Annotated in this window: 10 protein-coding genes and 1 pseudogene; all 11 read right to left on the bottom strand. The window is 47.5% G+C overall.

Features of this window, described 5'->3' with window-relative positions; all coding sequences use genetic code 11:
- Positions 1 to 75 precede the first annotated feature (75 nt).
- Positions 76 to 4,373: pseudogene (locus tag MKY62_RS08625) on the bottom strand (S8 family serine peptidase).
- Positions 4,374 to 4,564: 191 nt separating this feature from the next.
- Positions 4,565 to 6,073 carry a S8 family serine peptidase gene (locus MKY62_RS08620; protein WP_003181566.1) on the bottom strand — a complete coding sequence of 503 codons (1,509 nt, stop codon included), beginning with the start codon at positions 6,071 to 6,073 and terminating at the stop codon, positions 4,565 to 4,567.
- Positions 6,074 to 6,452: 379 nt separating this feature from the next.
- Positions 6,453 to 7,586 (bottom strand): cell division protein FtsZ, encoded by a 1,134-nt coding sequence (gene ftsZ, locus MKY62_RS08615; protein WP_003181563.1) that lies wholly within the window; start codon positions 7,584 to 7,586, stop codon positions 6,453 to 6,455.
- A gap of 34 nt (positions 7,587 to 7,620) precedes the next feature.
- Positions 7,621 to 8,919, bottom strand: coding sequence for a cell division protein FtsA (gene ftsA, locus MKY62_RS08610; protein ID WP_003181562.1), 1,299 nt, complete (start codon positions 8,917 to 8,919; stop codon positions 7,621 to 7,623).
- A gap of 183 nt (positions 8,920 to 9,102) precedes the next feature.
- A complete protein-coding gene (locus tag MKY62_RS08605) occupies positions 9,103 to 9,456 on the bottom strand; it encodes a small basic family protein (protein WP_016886447.1) in 354 nt (117 codons plus the stop codon).
- On the bottom strand, positions 9,456 to 10,142 hold the full coding sequence (locus MKY62_RS08600; RefSeq protein WP_223307114.1) for a DUF881 domain-containing protein: 687 nt from the start codon (positions 10,140 to 10,142) through the stop codon (positions 9,456 to 9,458). Before MKY62_RS08600 ends, MKY62_RS08605 begins: the two co-directional genes overlap by 1 nt.
- Before the next feature lie 64 nt (positions 10,143 to 10,206).
- A complete protein-coding gene (locus tag MKY62_RS08595) occupies positions 10,207 to 10,899 on the bottom strand; it encodes a DUF881 domain-containing protein (protein ID WP_003181554.1) in 693 nt (230 codons plus the stop codon).
- Positions 10,896 to 11,684 carry a cell division protein FtsQ/DivIB gene (locus MKY62_RS08590; RefSeq protein WP_003181552.1) on the bottom strand — a complete coding sequence of 263 codons (789 nt, stop codon included), beginning with the start codon at positions 11,682 to 11,684 and terminating at the stop codon, positions 10,896 to 10,898. Before MKY62_RS08590 ends, MKY62_RS08595 begins: the two co-directional genes overlap by 4 nt.
- 205 nt (positions 11,685 to 11,889) lie before the next feature.
- Positions 11,890 to 12,801 carry a UDP-N-acetylmuramate dehydrogenase gene (gene murB / locus MKY62_RS08585; protein WP_003181550.1) on the bottom strand — a complete coding sequence of 304 codons (912 nt, stop codon included), beginning with the start codon at positions 12,799 to 12,801 and terminating at the stop codon, positions 11,890 to 11,892.
- A gap of 28 nt (positions 12,802 to 12,829) precedes the next feature.
- On the bottom strand, positions 12,830 to 13,930 hold the full coding sequence (murG, locus tag MKY62_RS08580; RefSeq protein WP_003181548.1) for an undecaprenyldiphospho-muramoylpentapeptide beta-N-acetylglucosaminyltransferase: 1,101 nt from the start codon (positions 13,928 to 13,930) through the stop codon (positions 12,830 to 12,832).
- 71 nt (positions 13,931 to 14,001) lie between these two features.
- A complete protein-coding gene (spoVE, locus tag MKY62_RS08575; protein WP_003181546.1) occupies positions 14,002 to 15,102 on the bottom strand; it encodes a stage V sporulation protein E in 1,101 nt (366 codons plus the stop codon).
- Positions 15,103 to 15,123 lie beyond the last annotated feature (21 nt).

The raw sequence follows: 15,123 nt of genomic DNA, 5'->3' as shown, positions 1-15,123 counted from the left end.
TTGAAGTTTTCGTACTGAATTTGTCGATCGTAAAACGAAAAAAACGCTGCCATTAAAGACAGCGTCTTTTCACCTTTATTTCAGCTTTTCATTGATATACAGCTTGCCTTTTGCCGTTTGTCTCGTTTCATTGCCGTAATCATCTCTGACGATGACCTCGATTTCCGCTCCTTTTGCTTTTGCAGTTGAAGTAGCGGTCCAATATCCTTCATATTTTCCTTTTGAGACTTCTCTGATCGGCAGCTCCGTTACGTTTTGGGCAGCGGTTTTGAAATTGGTCAGCGGCATTCTGATCACAAAGACAGCATCCAAATCAGCGGCGCTTTCAAACTCGATTTTCACGGTTTCTCCCGTTTTGAGCTCGAGATCTTCGGCCGGTTTCAAGCCGGTGATTTGCGGCGCTTCAAAGTTGACATCTACCGTGACCTTTTTGGTCGTTTTGTTGCCTGCCGCATCCGATGCCGTTACTTTGATTTCATTTTTGCCGTTGTCAAGCATAATCCTTGCAGAATATTCGCCATTGTCAACAGCTGCTTTTTTGCCGTTTACATGAACAGATTCTAAGTGATCGTCTGATACTGTTCCTTTCACGGTGACGGTCTCTTTATTGAGTTTTGAGCCGCTTTCCGGCGTGTCGATTGTAAGCTTCGGCTTTTTCTGGTCAAGGACGATCCGGACCGGTTCTGAAGCATCAGTCGTTCCGGAAGCCGATGACGATTTCGCGGTGATGACATTTTCCCCTTTATTCAACGGTATTTCTTTTGAGAAAGTGCCGTCTGCCGCCGTTTCCGCTGTTCCGGCTTCTTCATCCCCGTTAAAGAGATGAACGGTCGTATTCGGCGAGGATGTCCCTTCAATGACAGCGTTCTTTTGGTTGGTGATGAATCCGTCTTTAGGAGACGTAATCACAGGCACCGACAATTCATAGTCGACCAAAGCGCGGATCATAAAGTTGCCTTGGTCTGATGGCGCTTTTGACCATGAGCCGTCCGTATACTGCCAGTTGCGGCCGGAATATTCTCCGTCTTCGTCTGTAGCAAGTCCAGGTGAGTTGGCCAGATCCTCTGTCTGGACGTATACGAGGTAAAAGTCTTTTCCGACGATGATGCCTTCGTCACCTAAATCAACGGTCGTCCATTCGCCTGTGCGGAGCGCTTCAGCCTTGAACGGGCCGGCGATTTTTTTGCCCGGAGAGCCTTTTTCACCCGAAGCATCATAGACCTCTACTGCAAAATCAGTGCCGCCCGGATCAGGGAATTCTGTATCCCAGAATTTAAACAAACCGCCTTTCAGCATGGCTTTTTCCTGCCCGTTTTCAAGCGTCATTTTAACGGCCAGCCCGTTGCCGGATTCATAGAAAGCCCAGGCGTTTTCCCCGGTTCCGTCATCATAGCCTATTTCCCCCGGATAGCCGATGAAAGGATCGAGATCGATATCTTTCGAGACATCGCCTTTTAAATCAACGGAAAACTCGCTGCTGTAATATCCGTTTGCAGAGACCTTTACCGTATACGAGCCTTCATAGGCCGTTAATGAATAGCTTCCGTCATCATCCGTCTGGACTGGTTTTACAGCTGCATCTTCAACGATATACAACTTTGCATGCCGGACGGGTTCGCCCGTTTTTTTATTTTTTATCGTTCCGGTGAGCGTCCCTTTTTTTAGTTCTTTTAAAACAAAGTCTGCCGTTGTTGTCTTGTCGGACTCGATTTTTACGGTTTGGGCGTTTGATTCATATCCGTACGCTTCCGCTTTCAGCGTATAGGTTCCAGGTGCATGAGCCAAGCTGTATGCGCCTGTTGCCTGGTTGGAATATGTCGATTTGCCCGTTTCCAGCACGCTGACCTGAGCGCGCACCGGAAGAACCGCAGGAGCTGCTTTTTTCGTTTCGGTTTTTTCCTGAAGGGCTTCTGCCGGTTTTGCTTTTTTCGGATCAATCATTCGTTTCTTTGTTTTCTTATCCTTCATTTTGGCCGGCTGTTTTTCAACGCCCAATCGTTTTTTCGTACCGGCGCTCTTCACTTCCTTGACAAGCGCTACATCATCGATGTACAGCCCGTCACCTTCAATGCTGTCGTCAGATTGAAGGTTGAACATGACCTTAATCGTCTGTCCCCCGTATTCCGACAAATCGATCTGTCCGTCTTTCCATTCTGATGTCTTGCCGCTGTACTCGGCAGCCGGGATCCATTCACCTTTTCCTTCAGGCTGTACGTAAACGAAGCCGTAATCAAAGTCCTCTTCAATATCGTGCCAATATTTGTATGTGAGATAAAGCTTTTGATTTTTTGGAACGCTGACAGGAGGCATGAGAAGATTCATATTAGCCGAACTTTCATACGGCCCTGTCAGATTTGTTGCGAATACGTTTTTTCCCGATGCTGCGGCGTTCGGGCCTGACTGAGGAATTCCGCGCTCCCATGAATTCTTCACGCCTGATGTGAGCCAGCCGCTGGCGGAATTCTCGAAATCTTGTTTATACCCTGTTGTCACAGCCGGGAAATCGGGACTTCGTACACTTTGGATTCCGTTTTGTTGCCTCCGAAATCGGTGACAATCCACTTGTAGGAAAGGGTTTTCCCTTCAGAAACAGTTACAGCCGCCTCGTACGTTCCTTTTTTATAGTCGCCGGAAGTTTGTTTGGCAGCGATCGTCTCCCAATCGGCGTCATCTGTTTTATAGCTCAATTTGACCGATATGATGCTGACATCGTCTTCTACATCAGCTTTAAGAGGCGTTTTCGAGCCTGAGTAAATTTCGGTGATCTCTTGATGGTTTAAGGCCAGCGGACTTTTGTCTTCGCCTTCTTTTCCGACTTGTCCTTCCGCTCTGCCCAACCCGCCTGTCACAGCGGACACTGCGTCAAACACGTTCACGAGTCCGTGGCCGTATCCGTTGTTCGGCGATTCGGTAAATTTGCTGTCTGTGAGCGGTGTTGCAGTTTCCATCAAAATCTTTTCGGTCTCATCAACAGTGATCGACGAATCGGCTTGCTTGATAAGAGCGGCGGCGGCTGCGACATGCGGGCCAGCCATTGAAGTGCCGTCCCAGCCGTCTTGATAGCCGCTTCCAGGCACAGATGAGCGAATGTTGACACCAGGCGCCGATATTTCAGGCTTAGTCTCATCATACGGGGAAGGACCTTGAAGTGAAAAATCGGCTAAGCGATTATCGATGTCTGTCGCTCCGGTTGCGAACGCTTCAGGGTAGTTTGCCGGATTGGCAATCGAAGCAGGTCCTCCCGGATTGGCGAAATCGACGTTCCCCGCAGAGAACTCAGGAAAGATGCCGGCAGCTCGCCACGCTTTTACGATATCCCTGTAAAACTCATCAATCCCGGCTCCCCCTGACCATGAGTTATTGACGACATCCGGCGCCATTTCAGGGTGCGGGTTGCCGTCTTTATCTTTTGGCGCCAAAATCCATTCACCTGCTGCAATAAGGTCTTCGTCCGTTCCGCCGTCATCTGAAAAAGCTTTCACAGCAATCCACTTCGCACCCGGCGCCACGCCGATTTGGTTTTGGCCGTCAGGCTCTGAGCCGACCATCGTCCCGGTTACATGCGTGCCGTGCTCCAGATCGTCAAATGGTTCAGAAGCGCCTGAAACCGCATCATACCAACTGAATTCGTGGTTAGGCTGATCGGGATGCTTCGGGTCATATCCGCGGTATTTTTCTTTCAAGGCCGGATGATCCCACTGCACGCCCGTATCAATCGACGCGACAACCGTGCCCGATCCGTCATATCCCAATTTCCAGGCTTTTGGTGCGTCGACTCGATTGATATTCCATTCGATTTCTTTTTCATCCTTGGCTGCTGATTTTTTCACAGACTGTTTAGTCGGTTTGATCAGCTGCCTTTTTTCGTTCGGAAGCACTTTTTCTACTTCCGGAAAAGCCGCTACTTGTTCCATGACCTCTTTCGTCGCATGGACGGCCATGCCGTTGACAATATAATAGGATCTGATTTTTTTTACGTTCCCCTGTTTTTCCTGCTTTTTCAAATAACGTTTCAGATCGCTTGGCGACTCATCCGCTTTGACTCTTAAAGCGGAAACAACAGCCGAGCGTTTTTGATATTCTGTTTTAGCAGCGCTCAGCGACTTTTTCTTCGCGTTCTTTTCCGCCTGTTTGGCCACTTTTGGTGTATCGACTTGATCTTTCAGTTTAATCAAAAATGTGACTTGATCTTCTTTTTTGAACTGTTTGACAAGAGTTTTTGAAATTTTCCCCTTCCCTGCGGCTGCTTGTTCTTTCATGGAAGTAAGTGCGGGCTTTGCCGCGGCATCTGAAACGGCGGGCATGAACAGCGAGCCGATTAACAAACCGCTTAAAATGGTGGAAAACGCCTTTTTTCTCAGCTTTCTTTTCAAATGAACATCCCCCTTTTTTATGAAATTAGCTGAATTTTCCTGTCCCCCCCTCCTTGTGGACGCCTTGTCTGACTTTGATGTAACTTAAATATAGTAAAAACTGGTTAATTATTTTGTCGGTATTTGTCAAGGCCTTGTTTAAAATTAGATAAAAAAAGGACAAAACCGCTTAAAGGTTTTGTCCTTTTTTATCATTTAGTTTTTTTTGCTGCGTCAAAAGCTTTTAAAGCGTTGACCAAGCCGTATCCGTAGCCGTTGTTCGGGGATTTTTTAAACGTTTTGTCAGTCAGAGGCGTCGCCGTTTTCAGCAGGATGCGCTCGATTTCATCGACTGTGAGGTCCGGATTGGCTTCCCTCATTAAGGCGACGATGCCGGATACATGCGGGGTCGCCATCGATGTCCCGTTCATTGCAGCATACTTATGTCCCGGATAAGCAGAGCGGATGCTGACGCCAGGTGCAGAAATATCGGGCTTGATTTCGTCATATGGCGAAGGCCCTTGCAATGAAAAGTCGGCTAACGCGTTTGAGCTGTCAACTGCGCCAATCGCGAAAGATTGCGGATAGTTGGACGGGTTTTCAACTGAACCCGGTCCGCCCGGTTCGAATTCGCTGACATTGCCCGCTGCAAATGCAGGGAAGATATCAGCTGCCCGCCAAGCTTTGACAATATCCAAATACCATTCATCGAGTCCGCGTTCCCCTGCCCAAGAGTTGTTGACGACATCGGGAGCCTTTTCAGGGTGCGCTTTTCCTTTCGCATCTTTCGGGGCCAAAATCCATTCTCCTGCAGCCAAAAGGGATTTTTCATCTCCGCCGTCCTCTGAAAAGGCCTTGACAGCGATCCATTTCGCCGTCGGCGCGACACCGATCTGGTTTTTGCCGCCGGCTTCTGAGCCGACCATCGTGCCTGTCACATGTGTGCCGTGGCCCAAGTCATCATATGGCGTTTTCTTATTGCTTACCGCATCAAACCAGTTGAACTCATTGTCTGGACTGTTCGGTTTAGAAGGGTTGTAGCCTCTGTACTTTGTTTTCAACGCCGGATGATCCCACTCTACGCCGGTGTCAATTGAAGCGACGACGGCTCCTTTGCCTTTATAGCGCTTTTTCCAGACATCCGGCGCATGAACCTGCTCAATGTTGGAAGCAGGGGTGCGATCCGCGGTTGTTTTCGATTCTACTGTAGGTTTTTCGGTATTGCCCAGCTTGATTTTTTGATTGGGCAGCACCTTTTCAACCTCAGGAAATGAAGCCGCTTTTTCCATAACATCTTTTGTCGCCGTCACGGCGATGCCGTTTACAATATAGAAAGATTCCACTTTCTTAGCTGTTCCTTTTTTCTCTTCTTTTTCCAAAAACGATTTCAAATCTTTTTGTGTTCTTTCAGCTTTTGTACGCAGGGAAGTCAGCACTGCCGAGCGTTTGATCTCTTTTGCTTTTTTCACGGTCATAACGCTTGCTTTCGCCCGTTTTTCAGCCGCGGTTGCCGCTTGCTGAAGGTTCGCCTGGCTTTTCATTTTAATTAAAAAGGTCACTTTACCTTCTTTCTCAAAACGTTTATAAAGAGCGCTAGATATTTTGCTTTGTTCCTTTGTCTTCGCTGCCGTGCCTGTATCAGCCTGCACAGCAACCGGAGCGAGAAGTGAACCGATGAGTGCAGCGCACATGAACGTGCGGAATAATGGCTTTTTCTTCACATGACATCCTCCTTTAAGCAATAGCAAATATAGTCGTTTCTTGCGTTTCTATGTCTAGAAACAGAATCTATTAATAATGGTAATAGAAAAGGTTTATAGATATTGTCGTATTCTGTCATTTTTCCTTTGTCAGTTTGCAAATTCGTTCTTTTTACATATGACTTGTTCACCGTTCATAGTTCGGCCTGATGACAAGAAAAAAGGAAAATCTGTACATTCGGGAGAAAAGAGAGAGATTAGATGCAAGGCTTTTGAGGGAGCCGCTTCCATCAAGAAGACAATTGATGCTTTTGGAGGGGAAGGAACATCGGCTGCTGTTCCAGCGCGCAAAAAAAGCCGCCGACTTCTTGTCGGCAGCTTTCCAATGTATTGTAGACGTTTAGCGTTTATTGCGGTTTCTTAAGAAAGTCGGGATGTCAAGCGTATCCTCGGCAGGCTGTGATGGGCTGCGATGCGGCATGCTTGGCTCCTCGCGCTTCGGCTCCCGTTTCGGAGCAGGCTGATGATGCTGTTTTAAGCCTTGGTTTAAAGGTCTCTGCGGCTTTGATGAATCTTGATCCTGTTCGATAAATCCAGTCGCGATCACCGTAACGACGATCTCGTCTTTTAAGTTTTCATTGATGACAGATCCAAAGATCATGTTGACGTCCTGGTCAGATGCAGCTGCAACGATGTCCGCCGCTTCCTGAACTTCGTATAGGCTTAAGTTGGTGCCGCCTGTAATGTTCATCAGCACGCCTTGGGCGCCGTCAATCGCCGTTTCAAGCAGCGGGCTGGAAACAGCTTTTTTAGCGGCTTCCGCAGCGCGGTTTTCGCCTGTCGCTACACCGATACCCATCAGTGCAGAACCTTTGTTGGACATGATCGTTTTGACATCGGCAAAGTCAAGGTTGATCAGTCCAGGCGTTGCGATCAGGTCTGAAATGCCCTGAACACCTTGGCGGAGAACGTTGTCCGCTTCACGGAACGCTTCAAGCATCGGTGTGTTTTTATCGACGATTTCAAGAAGACGGTCATTCGGAATGACGATCAGGGTGTCGACGGCTTCCTTCATTGCTGAAATACCGCCTGCAGCCTGAAGCTGTCTTTTTCTTCCTTCAAAGGTAAACGGCCTTGTGACAACGCCGACAGTCAATGCGCCCAGATCTTTTGCGATTTGTGCGATGACAGGTGCCGCGCCCGTTCCTGTTCCGCCGCCCATTCCGGCTGTGACGAACACCATATCTGCACCTTTCAGCGCTTCTTCAATTTGTTCTTTGCTTTCCTCTGCGGCTTTTTTGCCGACTTCCGGATTGGCTCCGGCGCCGAGCCCGCGCGTCAGCTTCGCACCGATCTGCATTTTCGTTTCCGCTTTTGACAGGTTGAGAGCCTGAGCATCCGTGTTGACTGCGATAAACTCGACTCCCTGAACGTCATTTTCGATCATCCGATTGACGGCATTGTTACCGCCGCCACCTACTCCTATTACTTTAATCGATGCTAAGCCGTCTATATTTGTTTCAAACTCTAACATGCTAAATCCTCCTAATCCGTCGAATGACTAATCTCTATTCCCAAAAGAAGTTAAATATTTTCTTCATTTTGCTCGGCTTTTTCTCAGCTTGAGCCTGCTGCTTGGATTTTGGCTTCGGTCGCTGCTGCACTTCTTTTTGATGAGTTGCCGCGACTTCCTGAACCGCTTGTTCCGGCATCTTAAACCCTACTTTTCTGCCTTGGATTTTTGCGTTGCGGTAAGCGAATTGGATGAGGCCGACTCCTGTCATGTATTGAGGTTCTCTTACACCGATATAATTCGGGCTAGCCACTCTGACGTTATTTTGAAGAACATCCTGTGCGAGGCTGAGGACCCCCGGCATTCCAGCCTGTCCCCCTGTAAGCACAAAGCCTCCCGGCAATTCTTTTATTCCCATGTTCCGCAGTTCCTCTGCCACGAATAAAAAGATTTCTTCAAGCCTGGCTTCTATAATGTCTGCCACTTCCCGCTGAGTAAAGGTCTGCTTTTGGTCCGTCCCGATCACGGCGACTTCAAATGTTTCCTCTTCCGACGCTTCTTCGTAGAAAGCATGTCCAAACTGCTTTTTCACCCGCTCAGCTTCGTCCGTGGAGGTGCGCAATCCGATTGAAATATCCTTGGTGATGTTTTCTCCTCCCAGTGGTATGACACGGGTCGCAAGAAGGTGGCCGTCCTCAAATACGGCAACCGTTGTTGATCCTCCCCCGATGTCGATTAAAGCCACTCCGAGGTTTTTTTCGTCCTTTGATAAAGCGACAGATCCGGCAGCCAGCGGCTGAAGGCAAATATCCGTTATTTCAATTCCCGCTCTTTCCACACAGCGGAGCAGGTTATGTAAAATCGTTTTAGAGCCCGTGATCAGCGATCCTTCCACTTCAAGGCGGACGCCGAGCATCTTTTTCGGATCTGTAATATCGCCTCTTCCGTCAACGATAAACTGTCTCGGAATCACATCGACGATCAGCTGTTCAGGCGGGATGGAAACGACTTGAGCGGCCTCCATCACCCGGCGCACGTCTTCAACGTGGATTTCTTTATTCTCGCTTGAGACAGCCACAACACCGTTCGTATCTTGAATATGGATGTAGTTCCCATTAACCCCGACGATCGCGTGGGTCAGCGGAAAACCTATCATTCTTTCTGCTTGTTCAAACGCTTTTTTTATAGAATGAACCGTTTCATCTATATCAACGATTGATCCTTTTTTCAGCCCCTCTGAGGGAACATTTCCGACTCCGATAATGTTAAGAGAATCGTCTGACATTTCACCGACGATCACTTTAATATTGGACGTACCGATGTCTAGACTGACGTAAAGTTCATTGTTGTTCATTCTATGGCACCTCCTCACATTTCAGTCAATTCTATTCTATTATTTGCCGAACAACAATACAATGAATCTGGTTTTACAAGTGTGTAACAATCAATACAAACCAATACGCTTCGTTTTCAGTTTTAGGATTACTGTGAATATTCGTGATATCCTATGTATATCCTCTTTTAAATCCGATTTTTTTTAATTTTTTCTCCTCGATGCCGTCCATTTGGCGAGCAGTATTCTTCTGATGACCGCGATGTTTTGAAAAAGCCTCACGCCAAATGCAAACATACCGACTAAATACAAGTCTACACCAAGATGAACGCCCAGAAAAGCCAAACTTATGGCAAGAATAATATTGAAGAAAAAGCCTGTCACAAAAACTAGTTCATCGTATACACTTTTCAAATGGGCCCTTATTCCCCCGATCAACGTATCGAGCGATGCCAGAATCGCCAGGGACAAATAATTTGAGTACTCATCCGGAATGGTGAAATTCGTGCTGAACCCGATTGTAATTCCGAGCAAAAGCCCTAAAACCGGAAGCCACATTAGGAATTCTCTCCTTTTGATTTTTCGAGCGGTTTCAATGGCGCAACTTGCATTGAACCTTCGTAAGCTTTGATTTTGATTTGTTTTTCAGGCCTTTTGATTTGCAAATCCAGATTTTCTCCCGCGAACAGATCCTGCAGGGATGAAGCATTCATTCGGCTATATAGTTTATCGGCGTTTTTGCCGATGACTTTTACCGTTATCGGATAGTTGTCCAAAGGATAACCGTCTATTTTGGTTGTTCCGTTGATATCGCGGATCACCGTCGTGTTGACAACCCTTCTGTCGTTGATGGATATTTCTTCCGCTTCATACATATTCAGTTCATTAATCAGCTTTTTCAGAAGGTCGGGAGGGGGATTTTGAATCGATTCCCCTGTCAATTCTTCCGAGAAGAGCTGAGAAATGGTGATGATGATTCCGTTCCCTGTGACATCTGTGAAGCCGGCCTGTTTTTTTAAGTTTTGAAGCGTTTCATTCAACGCTTTTGTCCGCGAGGTTTCTTCTTGATGACTGTATGTGTTCAGCATTTTTTCATACTTGTCAATTTCGCTGATCAGATCAAGCTGTTTTTTCTGTTCTTCCTTCAAGTCCTCCCTGAGGTCCCAAATGTCCCGCGTATCGCGGACCTTCGGCGCCTTCAGCGAATTGAACTGCACGGACAGCATAATGCCGAAAATGAGCATCAAGATGCTCAAACTGATGAAACGATTATTTTTCTTCAATGTCCGCCCACCAACTTTTCAACGTTCATTCCCCTTGCTTCAAAAGGGGCTCCATCTCGATATTATCTTGTTTTTCGATGCTGACTGAAATATGATCGCGGCTCAGCTGGTCCACAAGCCCTCCTGCAATGTTCAGCGCCGGCATCAGCACATCCGCATCCCCGATGGCCGAAATAACAAACGGCGCCGGATACTGGTTGCCGTCAACCGTGATGACAGGGCCGTTGCACGATATGTAGGAATGATGTGTCACGCGCTGTCCGTTGATCGACACCGCGGCCGCCCCGGAAATCCACAGCTCATTGAGCAGGCGGAAAATGTGGCTTTCATGGACGATATAGTTGTTGACATTCTCACCCTCTGGGATGTACGAAGCGTCTTTCAGCGTCACTTTGATCCCTTCGCCCTGAACGCCGATTTCCCCGACGAACATTCTGTACCTCTCAACATCTTCCACAATATTGTAGTACTCTTTTTTTTCCTTTTTCAAAGCCGTCTCTGTTTTCTGTACTTCCTGCTGTTTTTTGTAAAGCTCCTGTTCCAGCTTCTTATTTTGCTTTTCTTGGGAAATCAGCCGGTCGCGCAGGGAATATTCCTCTTTCCAATTTTCAGCAGTTTCTTCATGGTCTTTGTTTTCCCTGGCGAATTGATAGGAGAAAGACAGCAGGAAGCCGAGGACAAGCATGGCGAGTGAAAGATTGACTGTGTGCCTCTTCAATTTCCGTCTCCCTTTTTGCTTTCATCCGTTTTTTTCAGAGGTTCAAAATAAGTCGCGACTTCCATATGGATAATGCCTTTTTCCCCTTTCGGCAGCTCTTTTACGATCGCCGGATAGCTGTTCATTTTCTGTCCGAACGTTTTCAGCGAAGCTGTCACGATATAGCCGTCGTTCATATACAGTTTGATCAGCCAAGGGTTTGATTTTTGAGGCGTATAGTTGATCTCGGAAATCGATTTTTTCACGGAATCGGAAAGCTTGTTCAGCTGTTTTGCCATTTGAACGAGCTTTTCGTCTTCCTCCCAGTTATTAAGGGTTGGTCCGATGTCAGTCGGCGTCACCTCTTCAGGAAGCACCGTGCCGTTTTCAAGCACGGAGTAGTACACATTATGTTTTTGCAAAAACGCAATGCTTTTATACTCTTCGATGGAGATGGCGATTTTGTTGGGCAGTTGTTTAGAAATTTCGGCTTTTTTGATCAGTTTATTCTGCTCGATCTTTTCTGCGGCTTTTTGCTTGCTCAGACTCCAAAATTCCGTCTGTCCTTTATGGATTGAAGAAAGGGAAATGATCTGTTCCTTTGAAACGTTTTTGTTTCCTTTGATCTCTACCTTCGAGACTTTGCTGATCGGCGTCTGCAGGTAAATGATGATCAGCATCATCGTGAAAAAGAGCAGAATAAAGGTGATCAGCCGGCGGTTTGCCTTTTGCTTTCGCTGTTCTTTAATTTTGGGAATACGTTCTTCTATATTCACTACTTTTTCTTTATCAATACCGGGTTTCACGTAGGCTCACCTCAGGTTAATAAAGCAGACAAAAAGACTTTTATTTGCTTATTTTTGTTCGAAAAAAGACGCGCTTTTCGACATATGAAAGCACGGGGGCAAGCTAAAAAGCTTCCGTTTAGCGAAACAAACGACATACTAGGATGCCGTTTGCTTGTTTGTTTCATACATTATATCATAAGGCGATCTGAAGTAGAGAGGCCGTTTACCGTTTTTCTCCGATAATTTCGACCTCAGTGTGCATGTCGATATCGTATTTTTCCTTAATCGTTTTCTGAATGAATGCAATCAAATCAAGGACGTCTTTCGCTGTTGCGCCGCCTGCGTTGACAATGAAATTGCCGTGCATCTCCGAAACCTTTGCCCCGCCGATCTGATGGCCTTTCAAACCAGCCTCTTCAACTAGCCGGCCCGCATGTTCAGGCAGCGGGTTTCTGAAGATGCTGCCTGCGCAAGGGTTGGACACAGGCTGCGTTTCTTTTCGGTAGTCTTTGTTTTTCTGCATCTGCGCGACGATCTGATCGCGTTCTTTTTGCTCCAATTGGAGAACGGCTTCAAGACAAATGCCCGGCCGCTTGTTTTGAAGGATGGATGTGCGGTAGCTGAACGCCATCTCTTCATTCGTCAGCCATTCGATCGTTCCGTCTTCAAAAAGGATCAATGCTTTCACCAATACTTTGCTGATATCTGAGCCGTGGGCGCCGGCATTCATGTAAACCGCTCCGCCGACCGAACCAGGAATGCCTGCGGCAAATTCAAGGCCGGAAAGCCCTTTTTTGCTGATGCCTGTCGCAAGCCTTACGACAGAGTAGCCGCCGCCGACCGTCACTTGCTCGCCGTCGATTTCCATATGGTCGAGTCCCTGGCCGAGCTTGATGACGACGCCTCTTATCCCTTCATCGAGAACGAGAAGATTCGAGCCTCTGCCGATGGCCGTCCACTTGACGCCGTGCTTCTTGACAACCTTCATCGTATCTTTGACAGCTTGAATGTCTTTCGGAATCACCAGCACGTCAGCCGGTCCTCCGATTTTAATCGTTGTATGGTTGCTGAGCGGCTCGTTTTCCAGAACTTTGCCGACTTCAAGTTCTTTTAATTCTTGTATCACCTTATCCATCGAAAACCTCCACAATCCTTCTGTCTTATCATTTTGCATGATGTTTCAATTCTTTCAGCACATTGTACAAGCGTTCCGCAGCGTCCGGCACGCCAAGCGATTTCGCGCGGATCTTCATCTCTTCCAACGTCTTTTCGTCTTGTAAAATATGATCGATCGCCTGAATTAAGCGGTCTCCATTAAGCTCTGATTCTTTTAAAACGACAGCGGCGTTCTGCTCCCCGAGTGAGCGTGCGTTTACTTCCTGGTGGTTGGCCGTAACATACGGACTCGGAATCAGAACGCTTGGAATGCCGAGCGCGGTGATTTCCGCTATTGTCGTTGCCCCTGCGCGGCCCACGACGACATCGAACGCTTTTAAGTACTCGGGCATTTGATGGAGAAACGGCTGGACGACCATATTCGGAGCGGCGCCTTCTTTTTCAAGCGCAGCTGTGACTTTATCATAGTGAACTTCCCCTGTGACATAAAGAACCTGGTAATCCCGCTTTTTTAATTCGTTTTGCATCGCAATGACCGCTTCATTGATCGGAGCGGCACCGCGGCTGCCTCCGAAAATAAGGACCGTTTTTTTGCCCTCTGCAAGACCCAAAGCTGTCAGGGAACGGCCCCCTTTTATAGAGACGACTTCAGACGCCCTCGGGTTTCCTGTAAAAACAACTTTTTCTGCAGGAAAATGTGTTTTCGCTTCATCAAAACAAATCGCTACCTTATCAACATATTTGGATAAAAACTTATTGGTGAGTCCGGGAAGGCTGTTTTGTTCGTGGATAATCGTCGGAATCCCCAGTTTTGAAGCGGCGTATACGACGGGGCCGCACACGTAGCCGCCCGTGCCGATCACGGCATCCGGCTTGAACCGTTTTAATTCTTCTTTGCATTCTTTTACACCCTTTAAAAAGCGCATGACGGTTTTGACGTTTTCAAATGAAAGTTTTCTTTTAAAACCCGTAATTTCAATCGCTTTGAAAGGGATCCCTTCCCGCTCGACGATATTTTTCTCCAGGCCTTTTTCGGTTCCGATATATAAAAACTCAACATCTTCGTGATGCCGTTTCACTTCTTTAATAAACGCAAGGGCGGGGTAAATATGGCCGCCCGTTCCGCCTCCGCTAACAACAATCCGCATCTGTTCTCCCCCTTAATCCTTATGTACACGCCGATAACCCTGCTATCTCGCAACAGGGTTATCGCCAAAATCTAGTATCTAGAATACCTGCTGACATTCAGCAGCACGCCGACCGCCATGAGCATCAAGGTCAGTGATGAACCGCCATAGCTTAAAAACGGAAGCGTAATGCCTGTAACAGGAATCAAGCCAGTCACGACTCCGATATTGATCATAACCTGAATCGCTATCATCGAAATGACGCCGACGGCGACAAAACTGCCGTATAAATCGGGCGCACCGAGCGCGATTCTGATGCCTCTCCATAATAGAACGCTGAAGAGCAAAAGAATCAGCGATCCGCCGATAAAGCCGAGCTCCTCTGATAAAATCGCAAAAATAAAATCTGTCTGCGGCTCAGGCAGATAGAAAAACTTTTGCCTGCTCTGGCCGAGGCCGAGGCCGAACAGCCCGCCGGGCCCCACCGCATAAAGAGACTGAATGATTTGAAAGCCGCTTCCTAAAGGGTCCTCCCAAGGGTTCAAGTATGAAGTGATCCTTTTGATCCGGTACGGCGCCGACAGCACAAGGCCGACAAAACCGCTCAGTCCGATCAGGCCGAGAAAAACGAAGTGCGAAATTCTCGCCCCCGCGACAAAGATCATAATGATGCATGTGCCGACCATCACGGTTCCTGTTCCGAGGTCAGGCTGCATCATGATGATCAGAAAAGCTGAAAAGACAATGCCCAGCGCCGGCACAAAGCCTTTTCTAAACGACGTAATATTCTTTTGCTTTTCAGATAAAAACTTGGCCAAAAATGCGATCATCGCGAGTTTCATAAACTCGGACGGCTGAATGCTGAAAGCGCCGACTCCGATCCAGCTCCTCGACCCGTTCCGTTCCATGCCGATCCCGGGAACCAGGACGATGATGAGCAGAAAGAAACATACAATGATCAGTATTTTCGCATAAGTCCTCCACGTCCAGTAGTCGACGTTCATGATGAAAAACATGGCGATGACCCCGATGCCGGCAAACAAAAGCTGCCGTTTCGCAAAGAAAAAGGAGTCGTCGTATTTGTAAGTCGCCCATACTGCACTGGCGCTGTATACCATAATCAGTCCGATTGTTAAAAGCAATAGCGTAATGATAACCAGCAAAAAATCCGGTGACGTTTTTTTTGTTTGCAAAGCCGAACACCCCAAGCTCTA

The organism is Bacillus sp. FSL R7-0646, assembly GCF_037969865.1.
In the GTDB taxonomy this organism is placed as follows: Bacteria; Bacillota; Bacilli; order Bacillales; family Bacillaceae; genus Bacillus; species Bacillus licheniformis.
The sequence above is the reverse complement of the archived record's forward strand: the minus strand, read 5'-3'. Positions and strand labels throughout refer to the sequence as shown.